10 protein-coding genes and 1 pseudogene are annotated in these 17,237 nt (G+C 42.9%); 7 read left to right on the forward strand and 4 right to left on the reverse strand.

Annotated features, from left to right (window positions below; genetic code table 11):
• Window positions 1–119 precede the first annotated feature (119 nt).
• Window positions 120–332, forward strand: a pseudogene (locus tag V7K35_RS08195) (Uma2 family endonuclease); the annotation flags it as partial.
• Window positions 333–651: 319 nt separating this feature from the next.
• Here V7K35_RS08195 and V7K35_RS08200 read toward each other — a convergent pair.
• A complete protein-coding gene (locus tag V7K35_RS08200; protein ID WP_335077893.1) occupies window positions 652–4,818 on the reverse strand; it encodes an nSTAND1 domain-containing NTPase in 4,167 nt (1,388 codons plus the stop codon).
• 69 nt (window positions 4,819–4,887) lie between these two features.
• Between V7K35_RS08200 and V7K35_RS08205 the strand changes: the two genes are divergently transcribed.
• Complete coding sequence (locus V7K35_RS08205) at window positions 4,888–5,223, forward strand: CU044_2847 family protein (RefSeq protein ID WP_335077895.1); 336 nt, start codon at window positions 4,888–4,890, stop codon at window positions 5,221–5,223.
• A 108-nt stretch (window positions 5,224–5,331) separates the two neighbouring features.
• Here the strand turns inward: V7K35_RS08205 and V7K35_RS08210 are convergent, their stop codons facing one another.
• The gene (locus V7K35_RS08210; RefSeq protein WP_335077897.1) at window positions 5,332–5,928 is read right to left on the reverse strand and encodes a transposase; all 597 of its coding nucleotides are present in this window, start codon (window positions 5,926–5,928) and stop codon (window positions 5,332–5,334) included.
• A 515-nt stretch (window positions 5,929–6,443) separates the two neighbouring features.
• Window positions 6,444–6,917, reverse strand: a complete 474-nt coding sequence (locus V7K35_RS08215) for a hypothetical protein (RefSeq protein ID WP_335077899.1) — start codon at window positions 6,915–6,917, stop codon at window positions 6,444–6,446.
• Window positions 6,918–7,092: 175 nt separating this feature from the next.
• Between V7K35_RS08215 and V7K35_RS08220 the strand changes: the two genes are divergently transcribed.
• From V7K35_RS08220 to V7K35_RS08230, 3 genes are all read left to right on the forward strand, one after another.
• Window positions 7,093–9,519, forward strand: coding sequence for a GH116 family glycosyl hydrolase (locus V7K35_RS08220; protein ID WP_335077901.1), 2,427 nt, complete (start codon window positions 7,093–7,095; stop codon window positions 9,517–9,519).
• A gap of 267 nt (window positions 9,520–9,786) precedes the next feature.
• On the forward strand, window positions 9,787–10,224 hold the full coding sequence (locus V7K35_RS08225; protein ID WP_335077903.1) for a cysteine peptidase family C39 domain-containing protein: 438 nt from the start codon (window positions 9,787–9,789) through the stop codon (window positions 10,222–10,224).
• A 1,457-nt stretch (window positions 10,225–11,681) separates the two neighbouring features.
• Window positions 11,682–12,071, forward strand: a complete 390-nt coding sequence (locus V7K35_RS08230; protein WP_442939703.1) for a HetP family heterocyst commitment protein — start codon at window positions 11,682–11,684, stop codon at window positions 12,069–12,071.
• 856 nt (window positions 12,072–12,927) lie between these two features.
• Here V7K35_RS08230 and rpe read toward each other — a convergent pair.
• On the reverse strand, window positions 12,928–13,635 hold the full coding sequence (gene rpe, locus V7K35_RS08235) for a ribulose-phosphate 3-epimerase (RefSeq protein ID WP_334794719.1): 708 nt from the start codon (window positions 13,633–13,635) through the stop codon (window positions 12,928–12,930).
• A gap of 197 nt (window positions 13,636–13,832) precedes the next feature.
• On the opposite strand from rpe, the gene V7K35_RS08240 reads away from it, so the two are divergent.
• Together V7K35_RS08240 and V7K35_RS08245 are read left to right on the forward strand one after the other, a co-directional pair.
• A complete protein-coding gene (locus tag V7K35_RS08240; protein WP_335077905.1) occupies window positions 13,833–15,428 on the forward strand; it encodes a S8 family serine peptidase in 1,596 nt (531 codons plus the stop codon).
• Between the two features lie 424 nt (window positions 15,429–15,852).
• A complete protein-coding gene (locus V7K35_RS08245) occupies window positions 15,853–17,184 on the forward strand; it encodes a serpin family protein (protein ID WP_335077981.1) in 1,332 nt (443 codons plus the stop codon).
• Window positions 17,185–17,237: the final 53 nt, after the last annotated feature.

The raw sequence follows: 17,237 nt of genomic DNA on the forward strand, positions 1-17,237 counted from the left end.
TTAAGAGTCTGCTAATTTGGAAGCATCCCGATTTAAATCCTTCTGAGGGTGAAGCTATGGTATCGCAAATCCAACCGCTGACCCAGCCAGAGGTCATCTACCCCGATAGTGACGGACTTTTAGGCATTTGGCAGGGAGAGCGAGAAAATCGCACAGGTTATTGGTTGCGTTGGTGGAATGAAAATGGAGAGTTATTGTTGTGGGGTTCGGAGTTAGCAGCAAAAGTACAGCAAGAGAAAAATGCTGCTCAAGAGCGTGCAGAACAAGAACGTCAGCGTGCAGAACAATTAGCAGCCCAGTTAAGAGCCTTGGGAGTCGAACCGGAAGTTTAAGATATTACTTGCAGTTCAGAGGTCGGAGTTCCGAGTAAAAAGGTCGGAGTTTCGAGTAAAAAGGTCGGAGTTTCGAGTAAAAAGGTCGAAGTTTCGAGTTCAAAGGTCGAACTGCTAAGTAAAAAGGTCGAAGTTTCGAGTTCAAAAGTCGAACTGCTGAGTAAAAAGGTCGAAGTTCCGAGTTCAAAGGTCGAACTGCTGAGTAAAAAGATGGGACTGCCGAGTAAAAAGGTCGAATTGCCGAGTTCTGAAGATGAAAACTGGAGTTCTGAGCTTCAACATTGAAGATTAAAGGTTTATTTATCCTGTTTCCTTCTGATTAATCCTCGCTTTTAACTTCTTCTTTACTCCAAACATATTTACGGCAGACTTCGCAGGCGGCTTTTGCCTCCTCAGTTTGCGGATTGGTGAAGATGGGATGGTAACGCAACCTGTCACAGCAGACTTGTAACCATCCACGCCAGTCAGCTTGCCACAATCGCACAGTGCCGTCAAGACCGCCACTGACAATCGTCTGCCCATCCCGGCTGATGGCGACAGAATAGACTACACCCTCATGACCACAGAAGGGTTCAGCCAAGGGCAGACCTTGGAGATTCCACAAGCGCACAGTGCCGTCACTACCGCCACTGACAATCGTCTGCCCATCCCGGCTGATGACGACAGAATTGACCCCACCCTCATGACCACGGAAGGGTTCAGCCAAGGGCAGACCTTGGAGATTCCACAAGCGCACAGTGCCGTCATCACCGCCACTGACAATCGTTTGCCCATCCGCGCTAATGGCGACAGAATAGATTTTATCCTGATGACCACGGAAGGGTTCAGCCAAGGGCAGACCTTGGAGATTCCACAAGCGCACAGTGCCGTCAACACCGCCACTGACAATCGTCTGCCCATCCGCACTGATGGTGACAGAATAGACCCAATGCTGATGACCACGGAAGGGTTCAGCCAAGGGCAGACCTTGGAGATTCCACAACTGCACAGCGCCGTCAACACTGCCACTGACAATCGTCTGCCCATCCCGGCTGATGGCGACAGAAATGACTCCACCCTGATGACCACGGAAGGGTTCAGCCAAGGGCAGGCCTTGGAGATTCCACAAGCGCACAGTGCCGTCAAAACCGCCACTGACAATCGTCTGCCTATCTCGGCTGATGGCGACAGAATAGACCCTATCCTGATGACCACGGAAGGGTTCAGCCAAGGGCAGACCTTGGAGATTCCACAACCGCACTGTACCGTCTTCACCGCCACTGACAATCGTCTGCCCATCTGCGCTGATGGCAACAGAATAGATTCTATCCTGATGACCACGGAAAGGTTCAGCTAAGGTCTGACCTTGCAGGTTCCACAACCGCACAGTGCCGTCAACACCGCCACTGACAATCGTCTGCCCATCCGGGCTAATGGCGACAGAATAGACCCAACCTTGATCACCACGGAAGGGTTCAGCCAAGGGCAGACCTTGGAAATTCCACAACCGCACTGTGCCGTCTTCACCGCCACTGACAATCGTCTGCCTATCCCGGCTAATGGCGACAGAACTGACCCAACCCTGATCACCACGGAAGGGTTCAGCCAAGGGCAGACCTTGGAAATTCCACAACCGCACTGTGCCGTCATAACCGCCACTGACAATCGTCTGCCCATCCGGGCTAATGGCGACAGAACTGACCCCACCCTGATCACCACCAAAGGGTTTAGCCAAGGGCAGACCTTGGAAATTCCACAACCGCACAGTGCCATCAACACTGCCACTGACAATCGTCTGCCTATCCCGGCTAATGGCGACAGAATAGACCCCACCCTGATCACCACGGAAGGGTTCAGCCAAGGGCAGACCTTGGAAATTCCACAACCGCACTGTGCCATCAACACTGCCACTGACAATCGTCTGCCCATCCGGGCTAATGGCGACAGAATAGACCCCACCCTGATGACCACGGAAGGGTTCAGCCAAGGGCAGACCTTGGAGATTCCACAACCGCACAGTGCCATCAACACTGCCACTGACAATCGTCTGCCCATCCGGGCTAATGGCGACAGAATTGACCCTACCCTGATCACCACGGAAGGGTTCAGCCAAGGGCTGACCTTGGAAGTTCCACAACCGCACTGTGCCGTCTTCACCGCCACTGACAATCGTCTGCCCATCCGGGCTAATGGCGATAGAAATGACTCCACCCTGATGACCACGGAAAGGAATTAAGACCTCCATCGCTTGTTGCAGGCTATTCTGAACTGGAGTGAGAATTTGCTCCGGCATTTTCTCCAGATTCTCACCTATGACTTGTATTGCCATAACCGAAGCTTTGAGGGGTTGGACAGGGAGTATGTTCTTGATAGTTGCTATTTTCTCTTGCAAAGATTTTTTAATGCTGTCTTGGAGAACAAATTGCCGTTCGGCACTCCGTTCTTCTTCATAAGCAAGGCTGCGCTGATAAAATTTCTGGGTTGGAGATGATAAATCAGGCTTTAACTTTTCCCAATTTTTTTGCACCTCTGCGAACAATCCTCTTGGCATGAGGTATTTTTCATCTTCTTCCTTGTGCAACCATTCTTGGAAAACATCTGCTAATCTATCACTCAACAGCCGCAAGTCTCGATCTTGTTGTCGCCATTCTCGCAACCTCCGCCAACCATCAATTAAGGCTTCATGGGCTAAATCAATCCAAACTTCTTCTCTGGCTTCTGTGTCAATTACTATTAAGCGTCCTTGGATCAGCTTTTCTATAACTTGTTTTATCACTTGCTGCTCATCTGGGTTTTCACCAGCAAGACTTAACAATTCCTGTTTTGGTTGTCGCTGTCGGGTATCCTTACCTTCTGCACCAGTACGCACCAATTTTAAGAAAATTCGCTTTACCCACGCTTGCGGCTGCTCTGTAAAACTTACATACAGCTTTTCTGCATGACGCTCCAATGCCCCAATGACTCCACCAAGTTCGTTAAACTTAGCAATTGTTAACTGGTGAGTTTGTTTATCGCGCTGTTCCCAAAGTTCAGTCAGCGCAAACTGCAACAGAGGTAAGCAGCCTTTCTCTTGCCCCACTACTTCTTGCCGGATCGTTCCGAGTAAACCTCTTTGTAACTGATAACCTTGTAAGTTGGCTGGGGATTCGATCGCTTCTTCTAATTCTGCCCCTAGTAATGGCGGCATATACACAGCCTGTTCCTGAATTAGTTGTGTCAGCGATTTATATTTCAAACAGTATTCCAGAAAATCAGCTCGCATCGTGGTGACAATTGCTAACCGCCCTTCAGAAACTTGGGTTAACAACTCAATGAATCGCTGTCTTTCTTCTTCCTGAGAACCAAGGGTAAAAATCTCTTCAAATTGATCTACCACCAACAAGCAACGCTCAGAACCAGTCAGCCTAGAAATTACTGGAGATAAACCTTCTGTGTCAATGAGAGCCGAGATTTCCCTAATTTCCGTGCGTTCAAATAACTGTGTAAAGGCTCGTTTTAACTCTGCTAAAGGTTGAATTCCAGGCAAAATTGGTTCTAAGATTCGCCAACCATTTTTTTCTAACACTGGAATTAAACCTGCCCGTACTACGGAAGATTTACCACTCCCCGAAGCGCCAATGATCGGAATAAAGTTAGCTTGAGTGAGTTTTTGTTGAATTAAGCTAACTACTTTTTGCCGACCAAAAAAGAACTTGGCGTGTTCTTTGTCAAAAGCTTGTAATCCCCGATAGGGAGATTCTTCACTCACCACCCCAACCGCTACCGGATTCTTCGGTGGATACCAAACCAAAGGAATTGACCTACCGCCACCCATGTAAATTGCTTCTTGTCCAGTTTCCTTGAGTTCCCGCGATACAAAGCTTATCAAGTCGTTGACATTAATTTCCCCGGTAGCTTCATCAGCTTTATCTTCAGCAAGTCCTTTGAGAATTGCTTTGGTGAAAATCCCACCTTCGGCATCTTCCCGCGCTCTTTCAAAGGCACGAGAGGCTGTAATTAAGCTGTAGTCTTGTTTGCTGTTGAAAATAGAGAAACCAGAGTTGATAAAACTTCTTTCCAGAAAAGACCCAGCATAGCAGCAGTCCAGCAATACTACTAAGCTGCTGAGTTGAGATTTACTGATTAAAGTGTTGAAGTCATCAAAGGCGATCGCATTTTGCCCATCCTTGTTACAATCTGATGTTGCCAAATACCCTTTGGCTTCACCTGTCAGGCTGGGTGCTTCAAATCCATGTCCGGCAAAATAAATTAATGCCTCCGCACCTTTGGCTTTTTCTAACAAAAATATTCTCAGTGCTTGTCCGAGTTCTTTACCAGTTAACTTTTTATCAGGTGTGATTTGCCAGCGATTCTCACTCTCGATTAACTTGCCAGGTAAAGGCTGAACATCGAATCTACCTTGTTCGCGCAGCAGTTGGGCGATGTGTTCAGCATCATTGACAGCCTTTGGTAGGTTGGTGAAATTGTCATATTTAGCAATTCCCAACACCAATGCATATCTAGCCATATAATCTAACCTGGCATCCGTTTTGGCCTAATCTTACTAAGAATAACTTCAAGAGTAACTGAGGCTATTATGTCAGAAGTGCAACGTTTAATTATCAAAGAAGACGATCAAGAGTACGAAATCTATGTAGAATCAAATACCGCTCCTGAGATTCCAGAGGAAGAGGAACCGGGATACCGTGATGGTTTACCCACGCTAAACATTCAAGAATTTCAGGGCAGAATTCGTAATTATGCCAAGTTAGCTGTTGGTGCATTCAAGAATTTACCTGACGCTGAGGAGGTAACAGTTAAGTTTGGCATCAAGCTGGGTGGGAAAACTGGCATTCCGTTTTTAACTGAAGGGTCGGCGGAAAGTAATTTTGAAATCGAGGTTAAGTATAATTTGGCAAATAAAAAGCCGTAACTCGACGCATTACACATATTTATTATCAGGGCACGGCATTGCCGTGCCCCTACTATGTGTGGCATCTTCACGCGAATTGATATTGATGAAATCACACAGGATTTTTAATTAAAAAGGGATATCAAACAGGAAATATTTAATATCAGAATTATGTTGTGGCTTTTCTGGATCATCTGCCCAACGCTGGGGATTATTTAAAATATATTCTCGGATGTTATCTAGAGACTTTTCTTCTCTACCAATGTGTTCGTAAAAATTGCGTTGCCAGATTGATTGTCCTTTGGTCTGCCAAATTATATTAATGCCTTTGCTGACAACGCCTTTATAGCTACTAATAACTGTAGAAATGGAACCCCTTATAGGTTTACCGAATTTTTCTATGTTGTGGGTGAGATGTTGATTGAGGGCACAACAATGTTGTGCCCCTACAGGTTTGTCGGTGATGATTAAGATGCCATGTAGATGGTTAGGCATGACCACAAAGGTATCTAATTCAATGTGTGGAAAATGATCGGGTATTGCTTGCCAGCAGTTGAAGGCAATATGACCTAAAGAATTTAATTGCATTTCGCCATTGACCACATTACCAAATAAACATTGCCGCGCTTTGGTACAAATGGTGATGAAGTATGCACCAAGTTGGGTGTAATCATAACCTTTTAAGCGAATAGAACGGCGATGATGTATTTGTGGATTGTAAGGCATTTATTTATATATCCAGTTACTAGCAATGTATGTCTATTTGAATCAATAATTTTTACCTTTACCCATATACACAACGTAGGGGCACGGCATTGCTGTGCCCTCCTACCCATTAGGCATCCTGATGTGAAACAATATTGTTTTACACAATATCTTTTACATTAAAATGTTGCTAATTCCTCTAGGGAAAATTACAAACAAATTCTTGGCTGTGGTGAACATTTCTATCAGGGCACGGCAATGCCGTGCCCCTACGCAAAATATTTGTGGTGGCTTTATTTTTTAGGTTTATAAAGAGGGGATTTTAAGGAAAAGATTCGCCTTTTTTTCACCATCATTTACCTTTGGATCTCGGACGTTGGTGTTCAGAGCTTCAAGTTTCGTGTTTTCATCTCGAAACTTCATGTTCTGAGGGTGAAGCTTCGAGTTCAGAACTCGGAACGTCGAGCAATTTACTCCAACATCCGAGTTCTGAGCCTCAACATTGCACCTTTGAAGTGCAATCACCAAGCTATTTTCTACAACGCTGCTGCTTGAGGCTTGGATTTTCGTGATTTACGGGCGAACCTTTGCCCCATTTCCTCAACTACTCCATCTAAACCAGCGCCTTGTCCACTAGCTTTGGCATAGTTATACACCTGCAAGGCGGCTGCATAAGCTTCACTACCCACCGCTAGCGAAGTATCATCCAGCAACTCTTGTAATTGTGACAAAGACAGCAATACTGGATATAAAGCTTCAAATAATTGAACGTCTTTCCGCATCTCATTAAGGTCAAACGATCGCGGTAAAAACTCTGGATTCTGTGTCGCCACCTCCAATGCTTTGCTTACAAAGGCGCGGCTTTTATCTCCCATTTTGGGTAAAGCTTTCCGCTCCTCGCTACTCAAATCAATCAAAAATGGTAACTTTTCTTTAATTGTGGCGATCGCTTGTAACACAGCATCTCTCTCTGATTGCGCTAGTGCTGCACTAATTGGGGCTGTGGACATAAAAATTAATCTCCCGTAGGTTGCCTAATTTTAGAGTGCCCACATATACAACAAAACTACCAAGTTATAAGGTTCAACAACACGACGTAGGGGTATGGCAATGCCGTGCCCCTTGAGAAAAATCGCACATCGCGCTAGTCTTCATTGACGTAACTGCACGCTGTAACATTAGGCGATGACAAATCAACTCTCTCCAGAAATTCCCTCTTGCACTTGGAGCCGTCCCATCGGTTTAGGCTGGGACAAACCTTATACCGTCCGCTACGCAAGTAATGTCGATGATGGCCCTTGGCATGGTATGCCTTTAGGTGGCTTTGGTGCAGGTTGCATCGGTCGTTCTTCACGGGGAGATTTTAACCTGTGGCACATCGACGGTGGTGAGCATACCTTCAAAAATGTTCCTGCTTGTCAATTCAGTGTATTTGAATCCAATGGCACATCTTCCCAAGCCTACGCTTTATCTACGCAAGCGCCCGAAGATGGCACTCTCAAGGCTTGGCAATGGTATCCGACAGTTACCGCTACAAAAGGGACGGGCAATTATCACGCGCTCTACCCACGTAGCTGGTTTATGTATGAAAATATCTTTCAAGCACAGTTGACATGTGAGCAGTTTTCCCCGATATGGGCAGGAAATTACCAAGAAACTAGCTACCCTGTGGCAATATTCCTCTGGAATGCCCACAACCCAACAGATGCACCAATCACTCTTAGCATCATGTTCACTTGGCAAAATATGGTGGGCTGGTTTACAAATGCTCTCAAATCTCCCGAAGTGCGGGTACGCGATGATGGGAGTCCGGTTTACGAATACCAACCACGCTGGGGCGAAAGTCAAGGAAACTATAACCAAATAGTTGAGAATACACAACAGTTTGGCTGTCTTTTAGGTCGGGTTGGTAGTGATCAACCTTTGAAGGAAGGAGATGGAACTTGGTGTATTGCAACGCTGAAGCATCCCCAGGTGGAAGTATTTCACCATACCCATTGGAATCCTGAAGGTACGGGTGATCAGGTGTGGCAAAGCTTTGCGAAAGATGGTTCTTTGCCCAATAATATAGATACAAATCCAGTAGCAGAAGGTGAATTAGGGGCTGCGATGGCTACGCCGGCCGCAGGCATCGCACTCCGTTTCACTCTCCAACCAGGCGAAACTCTCGAAATCCCCTTTGTCCTCGCTTGGGATTTGCCCATTACAGAATTTGCCGCTGGAGTCAACTATTATCGCAGATACACAGACTTTTTTGATAAAAGTGGAAATAATGCTTGGGCGATCGCATCCACTGCGTTACAAGAATACCAAAGCTGGCGATCGCAAATTCAAATTTGGCAAAAACCCATTCTCGACCGGGAAGATTTACCCAACTGGTTTAAGATGGCTCTATTTAATGAGCTTTATGACCTCACTAGCGGCGGTACTCTCTGGAGTGCAGCATCAGAACTTGACCCTATCGGTCAGTTTGCAGTGCTAGAGTGCTTAGATTACCGTTGGTATGAAAGTCTAGATGTGCGGCTGTATGGTTCTTTTGCCCTGCTGATGCTGTTTCCAGAACTAGAAAAGTCGGTGATTCGGGCATTTGCACGGGCGATTCCTGAAGGTGATGACACACCCCGAATAATTGGCTATTACATGACAATCAAAGCTGAAAGTCCGATCGCCGTTCGCAAAGTCGCAGGTGCAACACCCCACGATTTAGGCGCACCCAATGAACACGTTTGGGAGAAAACCAACTACACCAGCTATCAAGACTGCAATTTATGGAAAGATTTAAGTAGTGATTTTGTCTTGCAAGTATACCGTGATTTTCTGCTCACGGGTGCTGACGATGTAGAATTCTTAGCAGATTGCTGGCCTGCGATCGTTCAAACCCTCGATTACTTGAAAACTTTTGACCTTGATGGCGATGGAATTCCTGAAAATTCTGGTGCGCCTGATCAAACCTTTGATGATTGGCGGTTGCAGGGTGTCAGCGCCTATTGCGGAGGGTTATGGTTAGCGGCGCTAGAGGCTGCGATCGCAATTAGTGATGTTCTATTAACTCACAACCTTGGCGACCTTGGCGTCTTGGCGGTTCAAAAATCCATCTATGAAGCTTGGTTAAAACAATCTCGCCCCATTTACGATGAAAAACTTTGGAATGGGCAATATTACAAACTCGATAGTGAAAGTGGTTCCGATGTAGTAATGGCAGATCAATTATGCGGACAATTCTACGCCCGTCTGCTGGATTTACCTGATATTGTACCGAGCGATCGCGCCCTCTCTGCCTTAAAAACTGTTTATGATGCGTGCTTTTTGAAATTCTGCAATGGTGAATTTGGTGCTGCAAATGGTGTTCGTCCTGACGGTTCACCAGAAAACCCCAAAGCTACTCATCCCCTGGAAGTCTGGACGGGGATAAACTTTGGGCTTGCGGCTTTTCTTGTGCAAATGGGAATGCAAGATGAAGCGTTTCGGTTAACGCAAGCTGTGGTGCAGCAAATTTATGACAATGGTCTGCAATTTCGCACGCCTGAAGCTATCACCGCAGCTGGTACTTTCCGCGCTAGCACTTACTTACGGGCAATGGCGATTTGGGGAATTTATTTAGTTATTAATTGATTAGCTTATCAAAACGCTTCTCGTTTTGATGCAACACACGTAGGGGTGTACAGCTACCCCTACTAACGGTCATATTCCACGGATGGTGTGTGGGTTGGCAAATTTAGCCTGTCTTCATCTGAGAAAGCAGAGTCTAGATTTGTGATTTTATTTTCCGAGTGTTTCCGGAAGCGAAGGAAAATTTCAGTAATCGTAATAGTTGAAGGATTGAGAATTCAAGACTACTGTTTCAAAAAATGCAAATATTACTAGCTTTATTCATAAATCTTGCTAATATTTCCCAGACTACATTCACAATCAAAAACTAGGCTATGGCGTGCCTATCCTTTTATACAACAGCAAAGTTCATCAGATTGTCGCGCTGCGTACTGGGCAATGACTAGCCAATACTGCCATATACGCTTAAACCACTACAATTTGCGTAACCTAGCACAGGTAGGTCGTAGAGGTGCATTTCTCCAGGCTTTAGCAGAAGCAGCCCAAGCTTTAAGATATGAAGTGCTACTAGTGAGGGCGAATCTTAGTAAGCTGGACTCATATTATAACCCGTGGGTAGCTCATTTGCAAGGAATTGATTATATAGTTGTCTGGCTTAAAGGCGATCGCATATTGATTAGTGATCCAGCCATCAGCAAGGACTGGCTTTCGCGTCCAGATGAAACTAGCTGGACAAGATATGTCCTACTTTTATACCCCCAAAGGTGAGAAACTCTTCTTAGAGGTTGTTTGAAAAGTGGTTAGCTGTGATTAAAGTCACCCCCCTTAATCCCCCCTTGTCAAGGGGGGAGACCGGAAATCTAGTTCCCTCACGCCACATGCTTCAAGTCGGGCATTGCCCGCCCAACGCAGTGGCTCCCCAATCTTCGGGGAGGGTTAGGGTGGGGTAAAAAATATTTGATACATCAATCATGACTTTTCAAACATCCTCTTAGATTGCTATGAGCAAAGCACTCATCCATGACTCATGGCAATTGGTGGTTTTTATTACCACTTAGCCCAACTACAACTACATTTGTAATCTCATTTATATAAATCTGTTAGATGTTAATACACAGACAAAATCTTACTGAATCAACTTAGCATTATTCTCTGTTAATTAACTTTCACTATATTAGAAAATTATTTAAATTTATACAGGTTTAGCCGGCTAAATTTTTGAAACCATTCCATAACTGATGTTTTTTAACTTAATTAATAATAATAAAAACCATATATATTACTATTAAAGGTTGTTTGAAAAGTGGTTAACTGTGATTTTAATTGCGTTGTTACCCCCCTTAGTCCCCCCTTATAGAGGGGGGAAACAAGAAAAATCCGGTTCCCTCCCCTTTATAAGGGGAGGGTTAGGGAGGGGTAAAAAAATATTTTACACATCATTATGGACTTTTCAAACATCCTCTTAAACACTAATTATTTTTCAAAAGTAGGCTATTTGTGATTTCTCAATCATGCTCATGAAATATTCATGAGCAGTTTATAGCGATTTCATTTAGATAAGCTAAAGCTATCATCTTTATAAATCAATAGAATCAAAGGTAATAAATTAAATTGTAATCTAATTGAAAATATTTAAATATTTTCAATCTACATAGCTGCTCAAATTTTTTCAGTCTCTATATATTACTATTTTTATAAGTTGTTTTACTTTCTGGTTAATGGTAATATTTTCTAGTGACTCAACAATAATAAAGGGTTTAAATTGATGTTGTGTGGGGGGTCAGACCCCTCATTAATTAGCAAAGAAGGACAAAATTAAAAGTTGCACAATCCACAAGTATATATCGAAATACATTCAGTAAATTTAACTTATAAATCTGCTAATCTAGAAAATGACATTAATAACAGAAAATAGTATATATACAAATAGTGTTGTTAACGCTTAAAGGTAAATAAATTTTCTCTACTAGCCCAAAAGAATATGTAAAATTCCCGGAAAATGCTTAATTGAACAGTAGTAAGAAATACAAGCAGGTAAACAGATAAAATTTATTGAATTAGGAGTTTAAAAAGTTTAAGAGGACAAATTTATATTTACCAAGAGCCATACGAGAATTTTGTCCTACCAGTCATCTGACAAGACCAAAGGTAAATTTTTACCTTTCACTCACTAACAAGCAAAAGCTATAGTTTCCTCTTTACTTCATCCCAGATCCCTAAAAACTATGATGAATCAAGACATGGCGGGCATTAGTAGTAACATAGATAAGACGGTGAAAGCTCAACAATTTGACAAAGTAGTTGAAGCAATTCTTGCTGGAAAATATTCCTGGGCATGTGTTTTAATGCTGCGATTTACTGGCTATAACCCTCTCCATTACATTCCATATCGCACCTATAATCGATTGCTAAAAGAAAACTCTAAAGCCAGTAGGACAAATCAACAGCAAAGTGAAAATCTCAAAATGTTGAAACATGCTAATGATTCAATATCTGATAGTAATAGCTCATCAAGCTGCTTAAGCAAAATTAAAGACCGAGCTTATCTGGAAGTAGTTGGAAAGCAAAAAACAGAAATTCGTGGTGGTAGTTTAGATCATAGATTGGCACAGTAAATTAACGATCATTAATCAATGAAATCGCAATTAAAACCAGAAAGCACTCAAGACATTTTCTTGAAACATTGTGGATCTAATTAAAAACTATTTGGAATCAATAGATTCTACCCTAAAGTTGATTGAGAGCCTGCTATGCTAATTTAAAATTTTTAGCATGGCAGGTTTTCTCTAGCAATGATTAATTTAATATTTTTTTAAAAAATCTGCCAAAATGGCAAATATATATTAATGAGATTGGTAAACTAATAAAAACTACAACTTCAACAGAAATAGAGGTGATTGGCAAGCAAGTTAATTTTAAAAAATAAAATCAATGATTAGTTCTGACTATGAAAGAAATCAAACTGATTATAAAAGTAGTCAGCATTTGATGGAGTAAATAACTCCTACACCAAGACCAATGATGCAACCGTTACTACTGGTGGTTTTATTTTCGAGGAAGTCTGAGCAAAAGAATTTGGAGCGGTAGCTTCTCCCAATCCAAACTTCACACAGCTTTCACCGACTGCAGAAGGTGCAAGTAATGCTTATAAAGCTTTCTATACTGTGGTTGGTGTTGCTTTAGTTAATAAAGCAAACGCTTAACACCAATACCAGAAACGGAAATAAAAAAGTTTCGGTGAAATCGTTGTCCTGGCTGGTAGAACTAGTAGCTCATACGCTTCTCTTTCGACTATTGTAATCCTAGTCCTCCCAACCTGGATTATCTCTGCTTTCTAAACTTTCAATTTATATAGCAACTACTGGAAGTTCAAAACTTGAATAGCTTCCAGTTTTTTTATGTGTAAATAAAAATAAGGTGGGCAATTTACCCACCTTACTTTTTGTAGAGAATAGTTAATCCAAAAATGAATTAAACCTTAGCTAATTCTGGGGTAGGACGCTTGCTGCTGCGAATTGATGTAATAGCCTCAGCATAATCCTTAGCGTTAAATACAGCTGAACCAGCGACAACTGCATTAGCTCCCGCTTCCAAAACTTGCCAGGTATTATTTGCCTTGAGTCCCCCATCCACTTCAATCCAAGGGTCAAGACCACGTTCATCACACATTTGACGCAGCTTGCGGATTTTGGGTAATACACCAGGGATAAAGCTTTGACCACCAAAACCAGGGTTGACGCTCATAATCAGTACTAAATCGCACAAATCTAGAACGTATTCAATTAGCTCTAGAGGGCTACCAGGATTAAGTACAACTCCAGCTTTCTTACCAAGTTCTTTAATTTGTCCTAACGTGCGGTGCAAGTGTGGGGAAGCATTATGCTCGCAGTGTACGGTGATATGATCGGCACCAGCCTTAGCAAAATCCTCTACATACTTTTCTGGCTCCACAATCATCAAGTGGACATCTAGTGGCTTGGTTGTAATCGGACGAATCGCCTCCACAATCAGAGGACCTATCGTAATATTGGGTACAAAACGACCGTCCATTACATCAACATGAATCCAATCTGCTCCAGCCGCGTCTATGGCGCGAATTTCGTCACCCAGACGACTAAAATCGGCTGATAGGATAGATGGAGCAATTACAATGGGCTTTTGAGATCGGTTTTGGGTCATGGCTAGTGGGTTTTAAGCGTCCTCGTCTGTACGCATTGTAACAAAACATTGAGCAAGACTCATAACTTTGATCCCGGCTTTTTTGGGGAGATGGGGAATAGGGGAGAATAAAACTCCTAATTCAACTCCTATCTCCTAACCGGAACTTCGGAAGCTTCCGGCTGCGCTCTTAACTTATAACTTCTAACAACTGATAAATGACTAAAAAACTAACCTGGATAATTTGGGGATTAAGTGCTTCTTGTCTGAGTGCGCCGGTAATTGCTTCAGTTTTAGAATCTTCTCTGGGAACTAACGGTATTGATGCTCTGAAGCTACACCAATCTCCTTATAATTTAATCGGTCGTAAGATTGCTATTGGTCAAGTGGAAATTGGCCGACCCGGAATGTTTGGTTGGGATAAGGCGGTGTCTAAAAATCGCGCCATATCTTTAGCGGCAGTATTTTTACGCGATGGGCCAGCTAAATCAAATACTGGTGTTGATCCTCACGCTTACAATGTCGCTGGTGTGATGGTGAGTCATGACAAAGCTTTGCCGGGAGTTGCTCCGGGAGCGCGACTGTATTCATCTGCGGTGGGTTCCACTAAAAACATGGGTCAGCCAGAAGAGTGCTTATCGGCCCAGCACATAGCGCTACAAAATAGTGGCGATGTCCGTGCGATTAACTTTAGCTTTGGTGAACCTCTGAGCCGCGATCCTAGACCAGAGGCGACTTTAGACGGCAATGCCTTACTAACTTTATGTGTTGACTGGTCTAGTCGCGTTCATGATGTTTTGTATGCGATCGCAGGTAATCAGGGTAAGGGCGGTATTCCCATTCCTACAGATAATTTTAACGGGGTGAACGTGGCTTTTTCATCCCGCAGAGGGGGAGTTTTTAACAAAGTAGACGTGGCTAATCTATCGGGTGCTAACCAAGGAGTGAGTGGAAAGTTAGCTGGAAGAGAATTTGATCTTAATGGGCGTCGCGCTATCAGTTTAGTTGCTCCTGGTAATAACATTCCCTTGCTTAATCCAGATGGCAAATTGAATAAGGTCACGGGGACAAGTTTTGCAGCGCCTCAAGTTACGGCTACTGTTGCTCTGTTACAGGAATTTGCTGACCGACAACTCCGAGCAAAACAACCCCACTGGAGCATTGATTCTCGGCATCATCAAGTGATGAAAGCTGTATTGCTGAATTCAGCAGACAAAATCCAAGATAGCGGTGATGGCTTGCGGTTGGGAATGAGCCGGACGCTGATTGATAAACAAAATCAAAACTGGCTAGATTCAGATGCTTATAAAGATCCTAAGATTCCCTTGGATGCTCAAATGGGAGCGGGTCATTTGAACGCGTTTCGCGCTTATCAGCAATTTAGTGCTGGTGAATGGCCGCCATTAGCTGCGGTGCCAGCTATTGGTTGGGATTATCGCACAGTCGATGTGGGAGCATCTGTTGACTATATTTTAGCAAAACCGTTAAAGCAGGGAAGTTTTGTTGCTATTACCCTAAGTTGGGATCGATTGGTGGAACTCAACGATAAAAATAAAAACCAGGAATATGACGTGGGCGAAAATTTTCGCGATCGCGGTTTGAATAATCTCGACCTATATTTAGTAAAAGCTGATGCTCAAAATTCAGATGCTGGTGCTGTTTGCTCCTCAATCAGCCAAATCGATAGTGTAGAACATATTTTCTGCCCGGTTGCTGCTACTGGCAATTACAAAATCCGTGTCCAGTTTCGGCAAAAGCTCAATGAAGCGACTCAGCCCTATAGTTTAGCTTGGTGGAGTGTACCTGTTAATTGAAATAGGGGCGCACAACTTTTATTTGTGTCAACTTACAGTCTTTTTCATCTATTTGAACAACACTCTCCTATTGGGGCGCATACTTGTGCGTCCCTAAAAAAATTGGTATTTCGTGAACTGAGAAAGGTGATTTTATCTTTAAAAACAAAAAAAGGTGGTTATTTTGTGATTAGGTAATCTACAATACTTTTATTGATAAATATAAAAATCGAGATTTTTTATAAATCGTCTGCATAGCCGCCTCAATTATGAATTAGCAGCTTTAATACGTTGTGTTTAATTCTTCTGAACTACTAACTTGCTGTTACAAAAACTGTAACAGTCCCATTTTTCTATTGGAGCAAATGCAATAGTTAATCATTGACACAGTGTCTGCGTCAACTCTGACCACAGATCGGGAATCTTTCGCAACTGAGGTAGTATGATGATTCGGCAAAAATATAGTAGTATGAGAGAAAATTTCATGCAAAGACGTTATGGTGTCAGTCTGGGCAGACGTTATGCTCTAGCAGCTGCAAGTGTTGTTCTATTTAGTGTATTAGGGTATTCTCAAATCGATAGTAATAAAAGTGCCCTTGCCCAATCTAGTTTACCTCAGCCAGAAACTCCATCGCAAAAAAAAACACTCAAGACTGATACAAAAATCCTTGAGTCTAGCAATAAGTTTGGCTTCAAACTATTTTCACAACTTCTGAAAAGTGATAATGGTAAGAAGAACGTTTTTATCTCACCTACGAGTGTCGCGATCGCTCTAGCTATGACCTATAATGGCGCGAGCGGCACGACTCAACTAGCGATCGCAAAAACCCTGGAATTACAGGGGGTAAATCTGGAAGAAATCAACTCTTCTTACAAGGAAGCATTAAAGCAGCTTTTAGACAATTCAGATCCAAACGTACAACTGAAGATTGCTAACTCACTTTGGGCAAATAAAAATGTTAGCTTTCGGCCAGACTTCCTCCAGAGAACGCAGGATTTCTATCAAGCTAAGGTCAGCAATTTAAATTTTAAAGATCCCGCAGCGCCTAGTATTATCAATAACTGGGTAAAAGAGAATACTAATGGCAAAATCGATCAGATAATTGGAAAAATTGAACCAAGTCAGGTGTTGTTTCTGATTAATGCCATATATTTTAAAGGAAAATGGAGTAAGGAATTTGATAAAAGTCAAACTGCTCAATACCCTTTTTACATCACATCTGGCAAACAAAAACAACATCCGATGATGTCACAAAGTGGTGACTATAGATATTATGAAAGCACACAATTTCAGGCAGTTAGTTTACCTTACGGCAAAGATGGCAAATTCAGCTTTTATATATTCTTGCCGAAACAGAACTCTAATCTCAAAGCCTTCTATCAAAACTTGAATGTTGAGAACTGGGATAAATGGATGACTCAGTTCGACAAGCAAAAAGGGTTTATTCGCCTACCCCGCTTCAAAACAGATTATGACGTTACACTCAATGATGCCTTAAAAACTTTAGGCATGGAAGAGGCTTTCAGCAGCAAAGCCAATTTTTCTGGCATGGGTAAAAATTTTGCCATTAGCGAAGTTAAGCATAAAACTTTTGTGGAAGTGAACGAGGAAGGCACCGAAGCGGCTGCGGCTACTTCAGTGGGAATAGTAGCAACAGCTTTGAGACAGGAACCAGAACCATTCCGAATGATTGTTGACCATCCATTCTTCTGTGCCATTAGAGATAATCAGACGGGAAGGGTTTTGTTTATGGGTTCAATCCTCGATCCGCAGTAAAAAATTCAAAATGAAGGAATTTTGAATTTTGTAGACAGCTGAAGGGCAGCTGA

This window comes from Nostoc sp. (genome assembly GCF_036917275.1).
Taxonomy (GTDB): Bacteria; Cyanobacteriota; Cyanobacteriia; order Cyanobacteriales; family Nostocaceae; genus Nostoc.

Coding starts and splice junctions, on each gene's coding strand:
- V7K35_RS08200 (WP_335077893.1), bottom strand. CDS start 4,818: ATGGCTAGATATGCATTGGTGTTGGGAATTGCTAAATATGACAATTTC.
- rpe (WP_334794719.1), bottom strand. CDS start 13,635: ATGACCCAAAACCGATCTCAAAAGCCCATTGTAATTGCTCCATCTATC.
- V7K35_RS08220 (WP_335077901.1), top strand. CDS start 7,093: ATGACAAATCAACTCTCTCCAGAAATTCCCTCTTGCACTTGGAGCCGT.
- V7K35_RS08240 (WP_335077905.1), top strand. CDS start 13,833: ATGACTAAAAAACTAACCTGGATAATTTGGGGATTAAGTGCTTCTTGT.
- V7K35_RS08215 (WP_335077899.1), bottom strand. CDS start 6,917: ATGTCCACAGCCCCAATTAGTGCAGCACTAGCGCAATCAGAGAGAGAT.
- V7K35_RS08205 (WP_335077895.1), top strand. CDS start 4,888: ATGTCAGAAGTGCAACGTTTAATTATCAAAGAAGACGATCAAGAGTAC.
- V7K35_RS08230 (WP_442939703.1), top strand. CDS start 11,682: ATGATGAATCAAGACATGGCGGGCATTAGTAGTAACATAGATAAGACG.
- V7K35_RS08245 (WP_335077981.1), top strand. CDS start 15,853: ATGATTCGGCAAAAATATAGTAGTATGAGAGAAAATTTCATGCAAAGA.
- V7K35_RS08210 (WP_335077897.1), bottom strand. CDS start 5,928: ATGCCTTACAATCCACAAATACATCATCGCCGTTCTATTCGCTTAAAA.